Below are 15,931 nucleotides of genomic sequence, written 5' to 3' on the forward strand. Positions count from 1 at the left end.
ATCATGCCGCCGTCATCGCGAGCAAGCTCGCTCCCACAGATTTCAGGCTGGTGGGGATTTGGGCGGCAGCATCCGCGTCGGCGGTTGGCCGTTGGCGTTGTGCTGGTAGATCTTCGCGGGCTGCCCCTGTTCATTGAAGAACACCTGGCCAATGCCGGCGCTGTTCCACAGCCGCTCACCGGCCTCGGCGTGTTCCGGGGTGTGGGGGACGATGCGCATGCTGCGGCGCTTGGTGAACCAGTTCAGGGGCGAGCGCGGCGAATAGAGCCAGCGGTTCAGGCGATCGAACCATTCCAGCAGCGCAGGGGGAAATTCATTCTTGATGCCACTGCTGGTGATCTGCCAGATGCGCGGACCGCCCTTGCGGTGTGGGATCAATACTTCGTAAACGAAGGAATAATGCACGTCCCCGGACAGCACCACGTAATTACCAGGCGTACGCGAGTGGCGGAAAATGTTCAGGATCACCTGGGCAGCGCCGCGATGGGCCATCCAGTTTTCCGCATCCACCAGCAGCGGATAACCGCACCAACTGAACACCCGCTGCACAGTCTCGATCAGCTTCACACCGAAGATCGGCGCCGGTGAGACGATAATCGCCGACGGGTGATCCAGCAATTCCTGCTGCAACTCGCTCAGGGCTTCCCAATCCAGCAGGCCGGAAGGTTGCTTGAGGTTGTTCTCGCTGCGCCAGCGGCGGGTGCGGGTGTCGAGCACCACCAGGGCCGGGGTGCTCGGCAGCACGTAATGCCATTGCTGGAAACCCAGCAGGGTGTCGATCAGCTGGTCCTGGGGTTCGCTGTCGAGGTAACGGTCCCGGGCGGTGTCGCTCAGGGCCAAGGTTTGCGGGAGCACGTCAGCGAAGGCATCCGGGTTGTTGCCCCAGCCCTGGCAGAGCATGTAGGCGATCAACGCATTGCCGATGATGCGTTTGGAGAACGGATGGCCGTAGGCCGTTTCCTCCCACTGCGCAGACAGGTTCCAGTCATCGGTAATGTCGTGGTCGTCGAAAATCATCAGGCACGACAGGTGCGCAAACACTCGCGCCACGCCGCCCAGCCCGGTCTTGAACGCCTCGATGCGCTGCTGTTCCAGGTCGTAGCGCTGGCGCCGTTCCACGGTCAGTTCGGGCGGTAGCACCGCGATCAACGTCCAGGGCACGGGCGACCACACCAGCAGGTACATCGCCATGACCTCGGCGAAGGTCACCAGGTGATTGTCGGCGCTGCTGCTGGTGAAAATCGGCTTGCGGGCCCCGCCGAAAAATCGTTCGCGCAGGGTTTCGTTACTCTCAAGTGCGGGCAACAAATCGGCACGATGGTAATAACTGGCCGGGTGCTGATAGAGCTTGGCGCTGTCTTCCACCACGGCACCGTCCAGGCATTCCTCGAACAGTCCCAAGCGTTCGATCAGCGCATGAATCGCCCGCAACATGGGCCCGGCGACGTCGTCGGCATAGACCTGGTCGCCGCTCATCATTAGCAATGCCGGGCGTTGCTCAGGGGCTTGCGCCAACAGCCGATCGACGCAGAGCAGGCCGTCGTTGGCTGGGTAATGGGGTTTGCGGCAAGAGCCGTGGACCAGTTGCTCGATGCGCGAATGCAGCATGAAATTCGGGCACTGTGCGCCGTCATACAGCAGATGCGGCGCCCATTCGGCGATGGGCGCGCCGTCCACCAGCAAGTCGTAGTCAATCGTCACGTCCCGGGGCAGGGGGCTGGCGAGCCGTACATCGATCAAGTGCACAAACGCCCGCTGCCCCACCGGCACCACGGTGCAGCGCGTCGCATCCAGTGCAAGATCGCCCACGCCGGCCACGCGCAACGTCAACGCCAATGCTCGCGTGCCCACCAGCCACATCACCAGCCGCGTGGGCTCCAGCCGTCGCAACAGTGGACCGACCAGGACGGCGGGCAGGGTGGGGGTGTCGGCGGTGGACGGTAGCATTCGTGGGTAAAAGCTCTGTTCAGGGAGAGGCGGGGATCATAACGCAATGTGCTGGGTTGCTGGGTTGCTGGGTTGCTGGGGACGGGGAGGCATTGTGGCAACCCTGCTTTTGTGGCGAGGGAGCTTGCTCCCGCTGGGGCGCGCAGCGCCCCCAAAACCTGACAACGCGGTGTGTCAGGCAAATATTTGGGGGCTGCTGCGCAGCCCAGCGGGAGCAAGCTCCCTCGCCACAGATAGTGTTCAGCCAGGGGCACCAAGTTACCCCCGGCCTTGTTACATCATTGGACCTTGTTTGAAGCCTCCGCCGCCTTGATCAGATCCGGCCCGATTTGAGTTTCGAACTTGGCCCATACCGGCTTCATCTTCTCGCGCCAGGCATTTCGCTGCTCCGGTGTGAGGGTAATGATTTCGGTGGTCTTGGCATCGAGTACATGCTGCTTATCCAGCTGGTTGAACCGCTCCGCTTCCTGGTTGGCATGGGCGGTGGACTCGACCACGATCTTGTCCAGTTCGCTGCGAATATCCGGCGGCAGACCGTTCCAGAAGTCCGAGGTGGTGATCAACATGTAGTCGAGTATGCCGTGGTTGGACTCGGTGACGTATTTCTGCACTTCATTGAGTTTCTGGTTGTAGAAGTTCGAATAGGTGTTTTCCGTGCCGTTGACCAAACCGGTGCGCAAACCCTGGTACACCACTGAGAAAATCATCGGTTTAGCCTTGGCGTCCACCGCCTTGAACTGTTCCTCCAGCACTGCGGAGGTCTGGATCCGGAACGTCAGGCTGCGGGCATCCTCGGGTGTGCGCAGGGGCTTGTTGGCCGATAGCTGCTTCATGCCGTTGTGCCAATAGGCCAGGCCGGTGATGTTCTTGCTTTCCATGGACTTGAGCAGCTTCTGGCCCTCGGGGCTCTGCTGAAAACGGTCCACGGCGGCGATGTCGTCGAATAAAAACGGTAAGTCGAACAACTGCACGGTCTTGGTGTACTGATCGAACTTGGCCAGCGACCGCGCAATGATCTGCACTTCCCCGAGGAGCAAGGCTTCCAACTCCTTGTCATCGCCATACAGCGTGGAGTTGGGGTACACCTCGACCTTCACCTTGCCCGGCAGCCGCTCTTCCGCCAGCTTCTTGAACATCAACGCGCCCTGGCCCTTGGGCGTTTGGTCACCTACCACGTGGGAGAATTTGATGACGATCGGCTCGGCCGCCACCACCGTGCCCCACGCCCCAAAAGCCAGCGTGCAGGCAAGCGCTTTCCACATAGGTTTGAGCATTGCGAAGTTCCCTTTGCATTTTATATTTATCGTACGGGTCTCTTCGAAACCCGACGTACAGCAAACAGCGATAAGTCTAGGAGAAAAATCACCCGTCGCAGGGTTCACAGATCTTATGTCCGCCGCAATCCTCTTGTGGGAGCGAGCCTGCTCGCGAAGACGGCGGCACATTCAGCATCACCGGCCCGGGCAGACCGCTATCGCGAGCAAGCTCGCTCCCACAATTTTGATCTCGGCTGTTCACTGATCCTGGGCCCACCGCAATCCCCTGTGGGAGCGAGCTTGCTCGCGATGACGGCGGTACATTCAGCATCACCGGCCCGGGCAGACCGCTATCGCGAGCAAGCTCGCTCCCACAGTTTTTGATCTCGGGTGTTTGCAAATGCTGCGTCCAGCACCAACCCCCTGTGGGAGCGAGCTTGCTCGCGAAGACGGTGGCCCATCCTCTTGCTAGTTGCGCTTCCAGCACTCCGCAAACCGCGCACATACCCCGTAACGCTCATCCATCTGCGCCATCCTCTCCAGGTGATGACCTACCGCTTCGACCATCACCCCATTCCCGATCCGGAAGTACTCCACCATCATCGCGACGTCCAGGTCGACCTCGGCTTTTTCCGGTTTGGCGTTGGCGGTTTTGGGCAACGCCCACTGCTCCAACTGCTCGTCCTTCAACTGCCGCAGGCGGGTCTGGTATTCGTCCTTGAAGCGTTCCATCGAGTGCGCCTTGTTCTGCGCCATGTCATCGCCAAACGTCTTCAGGTTTTCCCGGTACAGCGTCCAGTAGTCAGCCGGCAGCTCGAAGCCGAGCTTGGCCTTGCGTTCGCTGATCAGGGTGTCCAGCTTCTCTGGCGAATAAGGCTCGACTTTTTCCTTGGCCGGATCGCTCTTCACCGTGACGACCAGGCTTTTATCGATGACTCGGTTCATCAGCTCCAAGCGATGGGGCGTGTCCGGGTAGATCTTGGGGAACAGCGCATTGCGACCAGCGCAGGCGGGAAAGTCTTTTTTCAGGAGCGAGATCGGTGTGCGCACGTCCTTGCCGTCGATCCGTTGCAAGCGTTGCAAGCGAGTCAGGCAGAAGTTCTTCTCGGACTTGAACGTCACCTCGTACTCGGCATTGGCCTCGGGCGTAAAGTTGAAGCCCTTGCCGCACACGGCATAACCGCTGTTCATGTTGGTGCGCAGGTGAATCTGCTCACCGGGCTTGAGCTTGACCTCCAAATAACCCCTGGCATCCTTGGGTGCCGGAACGCTCATCCCCACCCGCCGCGCGGTATCGCTCAGCAGCATATTGTTGAGAATGCCGGTGGTTTGCCCGTCGCAATGGGCCGCGTCGAAATAATCCAGCGTGGCGTTGCTGGTATTGGCGACGAACCGCAACTTGGCGGCGTCTGGTTCGATGGCATCGGGATAAGTGCCATTGACGCTGCAGCCGCCGAGCAATACAAACAACGCGGACAATGCTAACAACGGGGCAGGACAGCGAGGCAGGGCGAGCATAGGTCAACCTTGAAGGATCGATAAAGTCGGCGAATGCTACTGAAGTGCCACTATCGCGTCCATCACCTGCCGCCGGGCTGTAGGCAATACCCTCTTCTTCTCGACAAGGACTTATGGATGATCGACTTCAACAACAAAGGCTTCTTCAAACTCAAGCAAAACGACGAATACGCCGAACGTGTCACGGCCCTGCTACTGGACGGTGAACAGGTCATCGACGCTTATAAATCCATGCGCGACGGTGTGGTTTTCACCAACAAACGCATCATCGCGGTGAACGTACAGGGCATCACCGGCAGCAAAAAAGACTTCACCTCCTTGCCCTACAAAAACATCGTCGCCTACTCGGTCGAAACCTCCGGCACCTTCGACCTGGACTCTGAACTGGAGATCTACTTTTCATCCCTGGGCAAAGTGAAATTCGAATTCACCGGCAAGACCGGCATTGTGGAAATCTCCAAGGTGATCTCCAAACACCTCCTGGCCTGATCGGCAAACTCAGTGTCCACCGCCAATCCCCTGTGGGAGCGGGTGTTTGCAAATGCAGCGTTCACCACCGCCCCTCCTGTGGGAGCGAGCTTGCTCGCGATGACGGCGGCACGGCCAACATCACCGGCCCAGACAGACCGCATTCGCGAGCAAGCTCGCTCCCACAGGGGCAGCTCCGCCTGTTGAACTCAGGGCTCCAACGCCGGCCCCTTCAACTCGATCTGGTTGCCATCCGGATCGAAGCAGTAGATCGACCAGCCCTTGCCCTCCGCGCCATAGCGCATCTGCGCTTTCTCAACGGACAGGCCGGCCGAGGCCAAATGCGCGAGGAGGGCCTGTTCATCAAACGGCTCGATACGCAGGCAGAGGTGATCGACGTTGTGCCCTTGCTTACCGGGCGCCGGTCCACCTTGGCGACCGAGAGGCCCGTCGACGGCCACCAGGTCAATCATCGAAACACCAGTGCCCAGATGAAGCATGCCAAGATCGTCCCGGCGCTTCTTGAGCTCGCAACCAAGCACCGACATATAGAAAGCGAGGCTGCGCTCGAGGTCTTTTACGCGCAGGACGATGTGGTCGATACGTTGAATCGTGAAGTTCTTCATACAGGCCTCATGTGCTCAGTGCCGCATTGTTTTTTGCCACAGGAATTCCGCACGCTATCGGGGCTTCTGATACCGTGCAAAAAACATGATCTGGAGAATGGCATAAGCATGAAGGCTCCACGAATTTTTATGATCCACGCAACCCCTTTGGCAATCGAGCCCATCACGGCAGCCTTTGCCCGGCATTGGCCGCAGGCGCGGATCATCAATCTGCTTGAGGACTCGCTGCCCCAGGACCGGGTGGAAGAGGGCGAGTTGACCACGAGCATGAAGGCGCGCTTCCTGACGCTGTCCCACTACGCCGTACAAAGCGCGGCGGATGCCATTCTGTTTACCTGCTCGGCGTTTGGCGATGCCATCGACCTGGTGAAACCCGAGGTGGCCATTCCCGTGCTCAAGCCGAACGAAGCCATGATCGACCAGGCGCTGAGCCAGGCATCGCGCATTGCTGTGCTGGCAACGTTCGAACCCACCATTACCTCGATGATGCCCGAGTTCAAGCAAGCGGTAGAGCGCAGTGGTCGCGCGGTGGAAGTGGTGCCCTATTTCGTTCCGGGTGCATTGCAGGCGTTGAAAGACGGCAACCCGCAAGCCCACGATGCCGCCATCGTGGAAATGGCCGCTCAGGTTAAGGATTGCGACTTGATCTGCTTCGCCCAGTTCTCGATGACCAGTGCCGCCGGACAAGCTCAGGCCCGCTCCGGTCTGCCAGTATTGACCACACCCGACAGTGCCGTGCTGGCGCTGCGCAAGTTGCTCTAAACGGACGATTTCGTTTCTTCCCAGGATGGATGATTTACCCCATGCCCAAGTTCAACGCTCACCTCGGTTTTCAGTTCAATGAAGTGCCTTTTCTACAACGCATCGAAGCCGCCGCCGCTGCCGGGTTTCGCGCGGTGGAATTCCCGTCGCCCTATGAGTTCGACGCCAGTCTTCTGGCCGATCACCTGACTCAATACAACCTGCCGTTGATCCAGTTCGCCGCACCGGCTGGCGTGACCAAAGGCATCGCAGCCTTGCACGGCCAGGAAGAGGCGTTTCGCAGCGGCTTGCTCCAGGCTGCTCGCTATGCCAAGGCGCTGGCGTGTTCGGATGTCCACATCATGTCGGGCGTTACGACCCAGGAAGACGCCGCGCTGATCTATGGGCGCAACCTGGAGTACGCCGTCAAATTCCTTGAGGACCAGGGGCTGCGGCCGCTGATTGAAGTCATCTGCGTGCAGGAAATGCCGGACTACTACATGTCCGACTTCAGCAAGGCGCAACAGGTGCTGGAGACGTTCCCGAGTGTTGGGCTGATCCTCGATCTTTACCACGCCCAACGGTTGACCGGGGACGCGGCGGATATCCTGGCTCGCTTCTATGACCGAACCGTCCATGTGCAAATTGCCGACTGCCCGGGGCGTCATGAACCGGGGACGGGGAATATGGATTTTGCGGCTTTGTTCGCAGACCTGGAGCTGCGCGGCTATCAAGGCTGGATCGGCTGTGAATACCGTCCCACCGACTCTACCGTGGCAGGCCTTGATTGGATCAAGCAGTTCAGCGCCTGACAAACAGCTAAGCAGGCCTCCAACCCCCTGTGGGAGCGAGCTTGCTCGCGATAGCGGATTTACAGTCAACCAATCTGCTGGCTGATACGCCGCCATCGCGAGCAAGCTCGTTCCCACAGGGGCTGCGTTCGATGTCTTTTACCCGCAGGACGATGTGGTCAATACGTTGAATCGTGAAGTTCTTCATAGGGGTCTCATGTGTTCAGTGATGGACGCTACGGGTGACTTCATCTTAGGTCATACGGTTGCCGCCACCGCCGAGCTAATGGGCTTTTCCATCAAGCGCAGCTCTGGCTTATCTTGCCTGGGTCCGATATCAGCCCAGCCATGGTGACGATAAAACCGCGCCGCCCTTTGGTTCGTTTCGCTCACCGACAATCTCATCCGCTCGCAGCCCAGCCCTGCAAGAAAGTGGGTCGCGTAAGCCAGCAACAACTTTCCTGCACCGCGGGATCGCCACTCAGGGGTGAGATAGAAGAAGTGGATGTAGCCCACTGCAGGTTCTGTCTTCAGCAGCGACATCTCTATCTGCCCCACGATCCGTGTTTCATCCCAGGCATGGACAACGCTGCCAGGAGCCTCGGCTGCTGTTTCTTGCAGCGACTGAAGGTATCGCTGCCTACCATCGGGGCCGTGAAGCTGTTGTGCAGAACCAAACGCACACAGCAGCATGTCCTCAAAGAAGCGCACGCAAACATCGCTGTCCTGGTTGAGGTTAACCGGACGAAAGCTCAGCAGAGCGTCTGACGCATTTCCTATAACCATTTGGGCATGACTCAGCGTCTCTAGAAGTCACTATCATTGATCAACCGATCACCGGCGGACACCCGAACCATGAAAAAACAAGAACAAGACAACCTCATCCAAACCCTGAAAACCCGCTTCGAACAAAACCTGAACCGTCACCCAGACATCCTCTGGGCCGACATCCAGGCCAAGCTCGAAACCAACCCCAACGCACTAAAATCCCTCCAGGCCATGGAAGCCACCGGAGGCGAGCCAGACGTGATCGGCCTCGATCCGAAAACCGCTGCTGTCACCTTCTGCGATTGCGCCAAAGAAAGCCCGACCGGTCGCCGAAGCCTCTGCTACGACCGCGCCGCCCTGGACGCACGCAAGGAGAACAAGCCCAAAGGCAGTGCCATGGAAATGGCTGAAGAAATGGGTATCGCCCTGCTGACGGAAGAGCAGTACCGAGCCCTGCAAACGCTCGGCGAGTTTGATGCAAAAACGTCCAGTTGGCTGGCAACCCCTTCAGCGCTTCGCTCGCTCGATGGGGCGATTTTTGGCGACTACCGTTATGGACGGGTGTTCATCTACCACAATGGTGTGCAGTCGTATTACGCGGCGCGTGGGTTTCGTGGGGTGCTAAGCATCTAAGCAAACCTGTGGCGAGGGAGCTTGCTCCCGCTGGGTTGTGTGTAGGAGCTGTCGAGTGCAACGAGGCTGCGATCTTTCATTGCCCGTTGAGTCTGGAGCGAACGCTCAAGATCAAAAGATCGCAGCCTCCGGCAGCTCCTACAGAGCCGAGCGGGAGCAAGCTCCCTCGCCACAAAAGCTGATGCGTTCGAAGGATCGCGGTGAGGCAAAACCGCCTCACTCAAACACCAGAATCTCACACCCCTTGGCTTCAACCATCTGCGTAAACCCAGGCAATCGCGCCACGAACTCCGTCTCAAACGCCAGGTACCGATCCTGCCCCGGCACGTAACGAACATCCGGCTTAATACGCGGGATGTCCTTGGTCGACAGCTTCACCACCTCATCACTGCCCTGATTCCAAAACCACGCCAGCGTCTGCGACCCAAACGTATTGGCGCGATAACTCCACACCCACCAATCCCCATGCCCTCGGGACACATGAAGCTGCCCATGAAACGTGCGCAAGGTAATGACCTGCTTGGGCTGCGTGACAAGCAGGCGCGTGTCCTGGCGCAGCTCGCTGCCGAAACCATCCAATGTCGCCTTCGTCGCAGTGCCGGTCATGAAGTTGAAGCGCCACGCCAACAGCACCGTCTCCTGATAGCCCGAATGCTCGACGTTCTGCCGCGCGCCTTCACTGAACAGCAGAACCTCGTTCCCCCCCAGGTACACGGTTGACGCCCGCAGCTTGTAAGCCTCAGCGGGCATCGGTTTGGCGGCGATGGCTTGGTGCGGCGATTCTTGACTCCAAGTCCAGCAGCGCGGGCCGTTGTGCTGCATGAACAGCAAGCGGCCAGGGCCGACGGGCAGGATCGTCAGTTCATCCGCGTACTCGAAAATCACCTCGCTGCTGTCCGCCGTGATCCGCCAGATCCGCGTCACATGCTCGGGTTCGTAAATACGCTGGCGTTCGAATATCTCCGAGCCCACCACCACGCAAGGCTGTTCAAACTCCGGCCATTGCACCCCGGCAGGCCCGAACGCCGCGATCTCATCGCCTTGCCGAATTTCGTATTGGTAACGGTCGTCCGCACTGTAATCGCCGCGTATCACCCGACGTTTCCACAGGCTGCGCTGGGCATCGGCATCGATGAGCTGCAAGTCCGCGCCGTCCACGCCATCGCTCCGGTGTTCGAGCATGTCCTGCTCGGCGGGCGGCCACTGGTTGTAATCGATCAGGAAGCACAACCACTGGTCTTCGTCCTGCTCGGTGATGGCAGCCCAACCGTTGCGGTAGTTGTATTCATGCACATAGGTGGCGCCGGGATAGTCATGGACTTCCTGCAGCCAGTTCAACTTGCTGCGTTTGGGTTTGGCCGGTTTGCGTGCTTTCACCGCAGGGGGCTCGATCAACGTTGCCGTGAACCTCGGCTCCCCGCGCGGACTTTGCCAGTGCTTGGCAAACGCCTCGCGCTGATCCGAGGGAATAACCACCGGCCGATAATCATCGCCACCGGCATCCAGGTTCCACAAGTCATAACCCTGAGCCGCCAACACCGGCACCAGCGCCTCGAAGCAGATCTCGGGCATCTCGTTGGACAACTCATCCAACAACGCCTCGAACCCCGGGCCGGTAAACACGCCGATGTCGGGATAGTAATGCTGCAACAGCCCGAGCAAGTCGCTGCCCGGTGTTTTCCAGTCGATATGAACCAACGGATCAAAACGGGATTGCATCACGCCAGCCTTCCTTGTGAACTCGCCTGCGCGCCATCTTAGCCGCCCTCCACAAAAAAATACGCCACCTACGTCACAAGCCAGTCACCCACCCCAGGCAACCCCCAACCCGTGGCGAGGGAGCTTGCTCCCGCTGGGCTGCGCAGCAGCCCCAAACCCTCCAACACAACACACCCGAAAAATGGCGCCCAGGTTACCCCTCGTCTACCGTTGACGGAAACCGCCCCCCTGGAGAAAGCCCCCATGTTCACCTTCCCCCGAGCACACCAGAACAGAAGATGGGAAGGCCAAGGCACTCTATTCGGCGGAGGGCTTCCCTGGTATGGCGGGGATAGCCTGGGCGTGTGCTTCGGTTTCAGTACACTCTGGGTCGATAGCGGTGCGCCCTATGACTGTTTCGACGCGTTGCAGGCCAGAAAGGAGGCGATCGCCGATGCTCAGCAGGGGCTGACTGCCAACATGTTTCTCGGTGTGAGCATTGCGCTGGAGGACACTGCCGAGTCGATCATCGGGCGCGCTCCGAGCAGAGTAATGAGCTACGTCGGCGGGGTCGCCAGCCACATCATCCTCGACATCCTCCAGCGGCCCGGGGCCCATCACTTCATTATTTCGTTCTACTACGTCGATGGCCCGGAGGGCGGCGGTGGTCACGCCATCGCAGCGTCCTTTGACGACGGCCAGACGGGGCGACTCTTCGATCCCAACTACGGCGTCGGCGCCTATCAATCGCGAACCGACCTGTGCAACGACCTGCACGCGCTGCTGGCGAGCTACGTCGCTCCCGGCGGGCATGTGACCGAGAGTTATCTGTTGGAGTTTGATCACGATGATGGATTCGGTGCGTTCCAAGGAGCCGCAGCACCGCACTGATCGGCGATGAGTTCAGTTGACATCAATGGCCGGGGAACTCGGATCGATAGCAAACCGGTGAACTCGCGTCTGCCCGTTTCTCCACCTCATCCTCCAACCATTCAGCCAACACCACGGCATTGTTCTCGACCGTGGATTTGGCGGCATACACCAGGGTCAGGTGGCCGCCCTGTGCAACATCCACCAACCGCCACCAACACTGCGGCTGCGCGGCCAGCTCCTTGCGATAGGCGACTTTGAACTGCTCAAACGAAACAGCCCCCGCCTTGAATGCCTTGCGCAACTCATGGGAAGGCCCGAGCTCCGGCAGCCACTCGGCTATGGCGAGTTCGTCCTTGCGACAATTGCGTGGCCATAGGCGGTCCACCAAAACGCGCAGGCCATCCTCGGCGCTGGCTGTTTCATAGGCGCGTTTGCACTGGATCATGGAGGCCTGCCTGTGGAAGGGGGGACAGCGTCAGAATAGGTGATCGATTCGGCTATCGAAGTCGGAGTGTCTTCACCACCGCCTCTCCTTGGGTGCCACCAGGCCAACACAGGTCTACAGAAGCTGAAGCACCGCCCGTCACATGGAAAATCGCAAAGTTTTTATCTTCCGAGTGACTGAAAAGATGCTCGAAATAGATCGAGTCGTGGCCGCTGATCTTTCCAGAATTTGCGATCCCGGTTCCGGCGAACTGCCCGGCGGGCATTCGGGAAATAGCGCTGGAGGTCACCTGATAAATACTGGCTTTACGATATTTATCATGACTCAGTCGAAACGCAGCGGCACAGTGAACGTCGCCACTGATGAACACAAGTGTCTTGCCGCCTTTGTCCAGCGCTGGAAAGATGGAGTCGAGCAGGATGTTTCGCTCTGCATGGTTGCTGCTATGGTCCCACTCATCCATGCAATCATCTTTGGCGGAGTCAAGCCAGGATCCAGCCGTCAAGAGCACCGATTTCCAGTGAACGAATGGCACCGGGCTAACCACAAATAACAAGGGGGAGGATGAGTTCGCGCTACTTTTCAACCATCCTTGGAATCGTTCGATTTGTTTTGTGCCGAGAAGAAAGTTCTTCTTTTCTGGGGTTTCGACGTCGTGATGTCCACGCATGTCAAGCATATAAAATGGAATGCCTCCTTTTTCAAAACCGTAATCCCAGATACAGGTCTCTGGTTTTTTCAAGGAGTCTTTGGAAACGCCAGTCTCGGGATTGTGGCTGTGCGCATATTCAAAGTAAGCCGTCCGCGCCGCCGTCCACATTGAATTAACCAATTTTCTATCTATTACCTTGTCATCGCGTTCGAAGTATCTGGAAATTATTGCGATTCGCTCTTCGTCGGTACGAGAACCCCAGCCATCCATGATTTCATGATCATCCCAGATCATGTATTGCGGGTATTTGGAGAACGCTTCCTGGAGGTGTGGGAATTTCCAATACACTCGATAGTACCAGCGATACAGATTGAGCAGGTACGCGTCGAGCTTTTTAAGGTCAAGCTTACCTTTTGTGGAACACTCTGCGATCAAGTCGTCCTTGTTGTCCTTCAACCACTCCCAGATGTCAGGAAAGTGCTTGCTTTCCTGACAATCGACATACACCTGATCGCCACCGCCTATAGCGAATCTAGCGCTTGAAACATCCATTTTTTCCAGAAATAGAGGCCAGGCGCCATAACTCCCATTGGCATTAAACGGATCATGGCAGCTATAGAACCCAAAGCTGAAATCAAGCATTTCGTCAGCCATGGTTCTAAAAGTGAGTGATTTATGGCAACCGATTTCGGTCCTGCGGAATGTGTCCGTACCGTCCGTCTCGTCGGTCATTAGATAGTAGAAATAAGCCGTGTCTTGATCCAGGCCCTGAAGGTCGAAGGTGTGGGTCAAATCATCTTCCCAGCTGAATGCATATGACTCATAAGCGCAGTTATACGGTTTTAAAAACTCGGCCAGCGGTTTGCCATCCAGCTTTACCAAATCTCCTTCGATTGCTTTCTTTGACCAAACCAAGCTCCAGTTTCCTGGTGTATAGACGCGAATCCAAATGCGTGCAGACTGGGTGGTAACGTGTCCGATAATGCTTGCACTTTGTAGTTTGGAAACGTCGTACTCGTTATTTCTAGGGTCGACCAATGCCATGGGGAATTCCTTTGTCCGAGCATAGTTATCTCAGAACAGGAGATGAGTCCGGTTCGGATGCTTACGTCCCTCCGGCAGGATCTACAGCGAAGGATTCAAATCCAATCAGGATGGAGGCATTGTGAATATAGCCGCACCGCTTCGCTTGTCGAATCGACTCGCCTGTTTTTGGCGATAATTGAAAGAGCTAGCGGCGTGCTGTTAAGTAAATGAAACACTTGGTAGGATAACAATCCATTGAACCCTGCTTATCGACAAGCCGACAGCAACGAACGAGTCGTGGCCTCAATAAAAATTCAAGTTGCTCGGGCGAACACCGATAGGCTTGCGGAAGATTTCAAGCGAAGGATCGAGTATGTTTTACCCACGCGAAGCTGAAAAAGACCACCTGTATAACCGAATCGTCCTGCTTACCGTAGCTTGCTGCGTGCTGTTGCTTCTAGCTTCCCTGGCAAAACACTCAGGGTCCATTTATGGGGCCATTCGGTGGAGCGCTGTCGAGGTAAACGGCACCGTGACGCAACTGGAAAGCATCCCGATGAATGAAAACGGCATTATCATTCGTTATCGATATGCCGACGGTGAGCAACAAGTCCATGAAGACGAATACGTGGACCAACGCTATAACGAACATGCTCAGTACGAGGTAGGGGGTGACGTTCCCCTGCTGTACTCACGTTGGTTGCCCCAGATCAGCAGCATCGCCACCGAGCTACACACTTATCGCGCCAGCTTCTTCGTCATGGCTGGCGGGGTGTTGCTGACATTGGTGTTCTTCGGAATTTCCTTCATGACCTTCGGAAGCATCTATCGCATGAAGGAAGAAGACCGCTTCTATTGAAACGGTTGTCGGTCATGATGCCCAGAGCCCTCATTCATCCAGGTAATCGGTTTTCCCACCCATGAAAAAGTTGATCCTCGCGTTGCTTTCGCTCGTCCTGCTTTCCGGGTGCGTAACCAAGTCTTTGAGCGTTGAAGACCGCCACCAGATCAAAACGATCAAGATCCTTCCCGTGTACTTTGCGGTAGAAAACTTCCAATACACCAGCATGACTCAGGCGTGGGGTGCAGGCCTGGGGGCCGGAGCAGGCGCAGCGACTGGCATGGCCGCCGGGGCATCGAGCGCCGGCACGAGCGCATTGGCGGGCGCCGGTTCGGTCGCAGGCACCAAGGCGGCCGACGGCGCGACGGTAGATATTTTCCAGGCGATTCTGAACAACATGCAGGCTCACGGTATCGATGTGGGCCAACTGGTGCGTGAAAGCTTCGAGAGGCGCATCAAGCAAGAGGGGTTGTTCACCCTCGTGGCGCAAGGTGAGAGAGCGGACGCCGACGTTGAAATCATGGTCTCGCCGTGGGGGCTTAGCCTGAAAAACTACAGCACCGTGCTTTACCCCGTCATTGGCGTCAACGCCTCCATGAAACGAAGCGGCGCCTCGGTTTGGCGCAACTTCAATACCATTTCGGTATTCAATGAAAGCAACACCATCGCTTACACCCCGGAGCAGTACGCGACCGATCCTGAAGCTGCGCGTGCGGCGTTTTCCCGGGTGGCTGATTTGGCGGTAGGTAAGCTGATTGAAGACCTGAAGCGATAACTGCTCGGGTGAGCCGCACGCCTCCTCATGGATTAGGAGCTATTGATGGCCGTTGTCTCGACACTTAAGCAGTACTCGGTAAAAAGCTGGGCCGCTGCCGTAGCCATTGTAGGCTTGCTAGCAGGGTTCCCCGCCATTTCATCCTGGTTGGCCGAAGAAGAACAAGATTGTCTTGGAACAAATGGACTTGACTGGTAAGCCCTTCATCGTGACTACCCACCGCCAGGTAGCTGATCAGGCTGGACCCTAGCTGCGGTGCTTAGTCGGCAATCAGCCAAGAGAAAATCCCGCTATGAACGAATATGGCCTTTTTTACCAATTGGTTCGGTACCGAAATGCAATTTGATAGTCGAATTTTTCTGGTTCGATTGGATGGTCAAAGAACGGCTGAATGATTGGTATCCAACCCGCGCGCACATCAAAACCCCCATCATATATTTCTGGTTCGCTTTCCAGGTTCAACGCCGAGATTGCCGATACATCGTCTCCCATGTCGTTCGAATATTCTTTGCCTTCGCCCAATTCGGTTTTTTTGTCGTACCAATCAAGTCTTAATTTTAGTCCCATTTGGCTTTTCTCCCGGTTTCTGTTGAGGGCTAGTCGGCGCAAGTTCCGATGTAATACTCCAGCCCGTCAGGAAATTTTATATCTAGAATTTTTTCTATTTCTCTGAGCTGCTCCTCTGTTATCTCCAGCTCTCCTGGTTCAATTTCGTTGAAGGGTTTGGCTTCAGTTATTTGCGCCAGCGCTTCATTTTGTTCGGCGTCCTCTATATAAGTCTCGAACTGTAATGAGTCGTCCTTTTTGTCGTCTGGGTAGAAGCCTGTTATTGAGAAGTAAGGCATGGTGTTTCTCTTTTAATATTTTTCTGGA

The 15,931-nt window shown here is 57.1% G+C and carries 17 protein-coding genes; 7 read left to right on the forward strand and 10 right to left on the reverse strand.

Annotation, left to right across the window (positions count from 1 at the left end):
• Positions 1-42: 42 nt before the first annotated feature.
• The 3 genes from LOY50_RS04750 to LOY50_RS04760 all read right to left on the reverse strand — a co-directional run bounded on the left by LOY50_RS04750 (position 43) and on the right by LOY50_RS04760 (position 4,721).
• Positions 43-1,947 carry an alkaline phosphatase D family protein gene (locus tag LOY50_RS04750; RefSeq protein WP_258690384.1) on the reverse strand — a complete coding sequence of 635 codons (1,905 nt, stop codon included), beginning with the start codon at positions 1,945-1,947 and terminating at the stop codon, positions 43-45.
• Between the two features lie 278 nt (positions 1,948-2,225).
• Positions 2,226-3,221 carry a TRAP transporter substrate-binding protein gene (locus tag LOY50_RS04755; RefSeq protein ID WP_253471671.1) on the reverse strand — a complete coding sequence of 332 codons (996 nt, stop codon included), beginning with the start codon at positions 3,219-3,221 and terminating at the stop codon, positions 2,226-2,228.
• Positions 3,222-3,671: 450 nt separating this feature from the next.
• Entirely contained in the window at positions 3,672-4,721 is a 1,050-nt protein-coding gene (locus tag LOY50_RS04760) for a hypothetical protein (RefSeq protein WP_258690385.1), read from the reverse strand.
• A gap of 117 nt (positions 4,722-4,838) precedes the next feature.
• Here LOY50_RS04760 and LOY50_RS04765 point away from each other — a divergent pair, with 117 nt between their 5' ends.
• Positions 4,839-5,210, forward strand: coding sequence for a PH domain-containing protein (locus tag LOY50_RS04765; protein ID WP_024777581.1), 372 nt, complete (start codon positions 4,839-4,841; stop codon positions 5,208-5,210).
• A 188-nt stretch (positions 5,211-5,398) separates the two neighbouring features.
• On the opposite strand, the gene LOY50_RS04770 is transcribed toward LOY50_RS04765, so the two are convergent.
• Positions 5,399-5,815 carry a VOC family protein gene (locus LOY50_RS04770; protein WP_258690386.1) on the reverse strand — a complete coding sequence of 139 codons (417 nt, stop codon included), beginning with the start codon at positions 5,813-5,815 and terminating at the stop codon, positions 5,399-5,401.
• A gap of 108 nt (positions 5,816-5,923) precedes the next feature.
• Between LOY50_RS04770 and LOY50_RS04775 the strand changes: the two genes are divergently transcribed.
• Both LOY50_RS04775 and LOY50_RS04780 read left to right on the forward strand, forming a co-directional pair.
• Positions 5,924-6,577, forward strand: coding sequence for an aspartate/glutamate racemase family protein (locus LOY50_RS04775; protein ID WP_024616241.1), 654 nt, complete (start codon positions 5,924-5,926; stop codon positions 6,575-6,577).
• A gap of 41 nt (positions 6,578-6,618) precedes the next feature.
• Positions 6,619-7,368: a hydroxypyruvate isomerase family protein gene (locus LOY50_RS04780; RefSeq protein ID WP_258690387.1), complete on the forward strand. Its 750-nt coding sequence runs from the start codon at positions 6,619-6,621 to the stop codon at positions 7,366-7,368.
• Between the two features lie 237 nt (positions 7,369-7,605).
• Here LOY50_RS04780 and LOY50_RS04785 read toward each other — a convergent pair whose 3' ends face one another.
• The gene (locus LOY50_RS04785) at positions 7,606-8,133 is read right to left on the reverse strand and encodes a GNAT family N-acetyltransferase (RefSeq protein ID WP_258690388.1); all 528 of its coding nucleotides are present in this window, start codon (positions 8,131-8,133) and stop codon (positions 7,606-7,608) included.
• Positions 8,134-8,202: 69 nt separating this feature from the next.
• Between LOY50_RS04785 and LOY50_RS04790 the strand changes: the two genes are divergently transcribed.
• The gene (locus tag LOY50_RS04790; RefSeq protein WP_258690389.1) at positions 8,203-8,748 is read left to right on the forward strand and encodes a DUF4256 domain-containing protein; all 546 of its coding nucleotides are present in this window, start codon (positions 8,203-8,205) and stop codon (positions 8,746-8,748) included.
• 216 nt (positions 8,749-8,964) lie between these two features.
• On the opposite strand, the gene LOY50_RS04795 is transcribed toward LOY50_RS04790, so the two are convergent.
• Complete coding sequence (locus LOY50_RS04795; protein ID WP_258690390.1) at positions 8,965-10,467, reverse strand: hypothetical protein; 1,503 nt, start codon at positions 10,465-10,467, stop codon at positions 8,965-8,967.
• A 243-nt stretch (positions 10,468-10,710) separates the two neighbouring features.
• Here LOY50_RS04795 and LOY50_RS04800 point away from each other — a divergent pair, with 243 nt between their 5' ends.
• Entirely contained in the window at positions 10,711-11,337 is a 627-nt protein-coding gene (locus tag LOY50_RS04800; RefSeq protein ID WP_258690391.1) for a YopT-type cysteine protease domain-containing protein, read from the forward strand.
• 22 nt (positions 11,338-11,359) lie between these two features.
• Here the strand turns inward: LOY50_RS04800 and LOY50_RS04805 are convergent, their stop codons facing one another.
• The gene (locus LOY50_RS04805; RefSeq protein WP_258690392.1) at positions 11,360-11,764 is read right to left on the reverse strand and encodes a DUF488 domain-containing protein; all 405 of its coding nucleotides are present in this window, start codon (positions 11,762-11,764) and stop codon (positions 11,360-11,362) included.
• A 52-nt stretch (positions 11,765-11,816) separates the two neighbouring features.
• Positions 11,817-13,460 (reverse strand): alkaline phosphatase D family protein, encoded by a 1,644-nt coding sequence (locus tag LOY50_RS04810; protein WP_258690393.1) that lies wholly within the window; start codon positions 13,458-13,460, stop codon positions 11,817-11,819.
• A gap of 355 nt (positions 13,461-13,815) precedes the next feature.
• On the opposite strand from LOY50_RS04810, the gene LOY50_RS04815 reads away from it, so the two are divergent.
• Positions 13,816-14,301: a DUF3592 domain-containing protein gene (locus tag LOY50_RS04815; RefSeq protein ID WP_258690394.1), complete on the forward strand. Its 486-nt coding sequence runs from the start codon at positions 13,816-13,818 to the stop codon at positions 14,299-14,301.
• 61 nt (positions 14,302-14,362) lie between these two features.
• On the forward strand, positions 14,363-15,058 hold the full coding sequence (locus tag LOY50_RS04820; RefSeq protein WP_258690395.1) for a hypothetical protein: 696 nt from the start codon (positions 14,363-14,365) through the stop codon (positions 15,056-15,058).
• 312 nt (positions 15,059-15,370) lie between these two features.
• On the opposite strand, the gene LOY50_RS04825 is transcribed toward LOY50_RS04820, so the two are convergent.
• Together LOY50_RS04825 and LOY50_RS04830 are read right to left on the reverse strand one after the other, a co-directional pair.
• Positions 15,371-15,625 (reverse strand): cloacin immunity family protein, encoded by a 255-nt coding sequence (locus LOY50_RS04825; protein WP_258690396.1) that lies wholly within the window; start codon positions 15,623-15,625, stop codon positions 15,371-15,373.
• Between the two features lie 29 nt (positions 15,626-15,654).
• Positions 15,655-15,903 (reverse strand): pyocin S6 family toxin immunity protein, encoded by a 249-nt coding sequence (locus LOY50_RS04830; RefSeq protein ID WP_214511296.1) that lies wholly within the window; start codon positions 15,901-15,903, stop codon positions 15,655-15,657.
• Positions 15,904-15,931 lie beyond the last annotated feature (28 nt).

The organism is Pseudomonas sp. B21-010, from assembly GCF_024749325.1.
In the GTDB taxonomy this organism is placed as follows: Bacteria; Pseudomonadota; Gammaproteobacteria; order Pseudomonadales; family Pseudomonadaceae; genus Aquipseudomonas; species Aquipseudomonas kilonensis.

Coding starts and splice junctions, on each gene's coding strand:
- LOY50_RS04750 (WP_258690384.1), bottom strand. CDS start 1,947: ATGCTACCGTCCACCGCCGACACCCCCACCCTGCCCGCCGTCCTGGTC.
- LOY50_RS04755 (WP_253471671.1), bottom strand. CDS start 3,221: ATGCTCAAACCTATGTGGAAAGCGCTTGCCTGCACGCTGGCTTTTGGG.
- LOY50_RS04760 (WP_258690385.1), bottom strand. CDS start 4,721: ATGCTCGCCCTGCCTCGCTGTCCTGCCCCGTTGTTAGCATTGTCCGCG.
- LOY50_RS04765 (WP_024777581.1), top strand. CDS start 4,839: ATGATCGACTTCAACAACAAAGGCTTCTTCAAACTCAAGCAAAACGAC.
- LOY50_RS04770 (WP_258690386.1), bottom strand. CDS start 5,815: ATGAAGAACTTCACGATTCAACGTATCGACCACATCGTCCTGCGCGTA.
- LOY50_RS04775 (WP_024616241.1), top strand. CDS start 5,924: ATGAAGGCTCCACGAATTTTTATGATCCACGCAACCCCTTTGGCAATC.
- LOY50_RS04780 (WP_258690387.1), top strand. CDS start 6,619: ATGCCCAAGTTCAACGCTCACCTCGGTTTTCAGTTCAATGAAGTGCCT.
- LOY50_RS04785 (WP_258690388.1), bottom strand. CDS start 8,133: ATGGTTATAGGAAATGCGTCAGACGCTCTGCTGAGCTTTCGTCCGGTT.
- LOY50_RS04790 (WP_258690389.1), top strand. CDS start 8,203: ATGAAAAAACAAGAACAAGACAACCTCATCCAAACCCTGAAAACCCGC.
- LOY50_RS04795 (WP_258690390.1), bottom strand. CDS start 10,467: ATGCAATCCCGTTTTGATCCGTTGGTTCATATCGACTGGAAAACACCG.
- LOY50_RS04800 (WP_258690391.1), top strand. CDS start 10,711: ATGTTCACCTTCCCCCGAGCACACCAGAACAGAAGATGGGAAGGCCAA.
- LOY50_RS04805 (WP_258690392.1), bottom strand. CDS start 11,764: ATGATCCAGTGCAAACGCGCCTATGAAACAGCCAGCGCCGAGGATGGC.
- LOY50_RS04810 (WP_258690393.1), bottom strand. CDS start 13,460: ATGGCATTGGTCGACCCTAGAAATAACGAGTACGACGTTTCCAAACTA.
- LOY50_RS04815 (WP_258690394.1), top strand. CDS start 13,816: ATGTTTTACCCACGCGAAGCTGAAAAAGACCACCTGTATAACCGAATC.
- LOY50_RS04820 (WP_258690395.1), top strand. CDS start 14,363: ATGAAAAAGTTGATCCTCGCGTTGCTTTCGCTCGTCCTGCTTTCCGGG.
- LOY50_RS04825 (WP_258690396.1), bottom strand. CDS start 15,625: ATGGGACTAAAATTAAGACTTGATTGGTACGACAAAAAAACCGAATTG.
- LOY50_RS04830 (WP_214511296.1), bottom strand. CDS start 15,903: ATGCCTTACTTCTCAATAACAGGCTTCTACCCAGACGACAAAAAGGAC.